Annotated in this window: 1 protein-coding gene; it reads left to right on the top strand. The window is 52.3% G+C overall.

Annotated elements, in window-relative coordinates:
- Window positions 1-552: 552 nt before the first annotated feature.
- On the top strand, window positions 553-2,731 hold a 2,179-nt coding region (locus tag QUB56_RS36680), incomplete at its 3' end, for an FG-GAP-like repeat-containing protein (RefSeq protein ID WP_332961268.1).

Below are 2,731 nucleotides of genomic sequence, written 5' to 3'. Positions count from 1 at the left end.
GCTAGTGAGTTTCGTGGTGTAGCTTTCGGGGATGCCGATATATTTTGTATCCCAGCAACAATCTACCCATAAAAGCTGCAGGAGGTAAATTGTGCCACCCAACCGGCGTGAGTGCCTAAGTGTTAGGAATGATTGAAGTTGGGTTAGCTATCGTCAGATAAAAATTTTACAAATCCTATGAGATCAGATCCGGTCGATTACCCGACCTCATGTAGGGGCGGGTTCACCCACAATATTTGCCAACAATCTCCAATCTCAAAAACCCGCCCGACCGGGATATTATGGTCAATCGCTCGGACATGATATGAAATGAAGCTGGGAGCAAGAAAATAGTAATTGGAGTTTTCTGGTAAAGAGAGCGGGCGCTCGAATAAAAAACTTGACACAAAAATGACTGCCAGGAAAGACAGAATTTACGAACTGGCAAATGGCGGTACGCGCTCCTGTGTCCGCTCAGGAGCGCGTACCGCCACAAGCCCGATTAGAGACGTTTTTAATGAGCAATAAATATTTTTGACTCGGCTCACCGCTTGAAAAAGTAAGAGACTACAAATGACACCACAAAAAATGGCTTCACAACTAATTTTTATTGACTCAAGTGTAGAAGATTACCAGAGTTTAATTAACGGCGTTTCCCCAAATGCGGAAGTAATTATCCTCGATGAAAAGCTCGATGGCATTGAGCAAATCACCCAAAGGCTAGCAATTGAACAAAGTATAGAAGCAATCCATATAATCTCTCACGGCTCTCCAGGTTCCGTACATCTCGGTACAAATACACTCAACAACAGCAACATAGAAAGCTTCAGCCCTCAACTCAAGCAGTGGCGCAAAGCATTAATTCCTAGTGCCGATATTATTTTCTACGGATGTAACATAGCAGCCGGAGACACAGGCCACCAATTCCTCGCTCAACTGCACCAACTCACAGGCGCAAACATCGCCGCTAACACCAATACCACAGGCAACAGCGAACGAGGAGGCACCTGGGACATCCCCCAACTCATCCCCCCATCCCCCCAAAAGCCCAAACTGGCCCTCACAGAAACCACCCTCAAAACCTACAGCGGTTTACTAGGCTTCGCAAGCCAAGTCACCTTCACTACTGGCGATAGCCCCATGTTCGTCAGCATCGACGACTTCAACGGCGACGGGAAACCTGACTTAGCAACGGCTAACTTCGGCAGCAACACCGCCTCCATCCTGCTCAACACCACCCCCACCGGAGCCACCACGCCCACTTTCGCCCCCCAAGTTCCCTTCGCCACTGGCGCTGCCCCCTTGGGCCTCAGCATCGGCGACTTCAACGGCGACACAAAACCTGACTTAGCAACGGCGAACTACGTCAGCAACAACGTCTCCATCCTGCTCAACACTACTGCCACCGGAGCCGCCACTCCCACTTTCGCCCCCCAAGTTCCCTTCGCCACTGGCACTAAGTCCGACTCCCTCAGCATCGGCGATATCAACGGCGACAGGAAACCTGACTTAGCTGTGACGAACGACTCCAGCGCCAACGTCTCCATCCTGCTCAACACTACTGCCACCGGAGCTGCCACGCCCACTTTCGCCCCCCAAGTTCCCTTCGCCACTGGCGCTCGCCCCTTCGGGGTCAGCATCGGCGACCTCAACAGCGATGGTTTACCTGACTTAGTTGTGACGAACTACAGCAGTAACAACGTCTCCATCCTACCCAACACCACCGCCCCAGGAGCCACCACCCCCACTTTCGGCACCCAAGTGACCTTCACTACTGGCGCTGGCCCCTTCGGCGTCACCATCGGCGATATCAACGGCGACGGGAAACCTGACTTAGCTTTGGCGAACACAAACAGCGCCAACGTCTCCATCCTGCTCAATACCACTACCACAGGAGCCGCCACTCCCACTTTCGCCACCCAAATCACCTTCGCTACTGGCAGTGGCCCCAGATTCCTCAGCATCGGCGACTTCAACAGCGACGGAAAACCTGACTTAGCTGTGGCGAACGACTTCAGCAACACTGCCTCCATCCTGCTCAATACCACTACAACCAACGCCGCCACTGCCACTTTCGCCCCCCAACTTACCTTAACAACTGGCCGTTACCCCCGCTCCATCAGCATCGGCGACTTCAACAGCGACGGGAAACCTGACTTAGCTGTGGGGAACCCTGGCGACGACAACGCCAGTATCCTGCTCAACACCACCCCCAAAGTTACTGTTGTCACCGCCAGCACCGCTGACGGCAGCTACGGTATCGGTTCTACTATCGCCATCACCGTCACCTTCGATGCTGCAGTCACCGTCACGGGCACACCTCAACTGCAACTAGAAACCGGCACAACCGACCGCTTTGCCAACTACGCCTTTGGTAGCGGTACTACAGCCCTCACCTTCAACTATGTAGTGCAAGCCCCAGATACCTCGGGTGACTTAGAATACCTCGCCACCACCGCCCTCACCCTCAACGGCGGCACAATTAAAGAAACTGCTGTTACAGCCTTTGATGCTTTCTTAACCCTGCCCGCTACCGCCTCAGACAACTCCCTCGGCGGTAGGAAAGCCATAGTTATTGATACTACTGTACCAACAGTTGCCTTAACCTCAACTTCACCAACAACAGTAAATGGTTCATTTAGGGTCATAGCAACATTCAGTGAAAATGTCACCCAGTTTGATAATACTGATATCACCCTCGCCAATGCGAATGTCAGTAACTTTGTCACAGTTGACGGCAAAACCTACACCT

Source organism: Microcoleus sp. AR_TQ3_B6 (assembly GCF_036702785.1).
Taxonomy (GTDB): domain Bacteria; phylum Cyanobacteriota; class Cyanobacteriia; order Cyanobacteriales; family Microcoleaceae; genus Microcoleus.
This window is presented reverse-complemented; position numbering and strand designations above follow the sequence as displayed.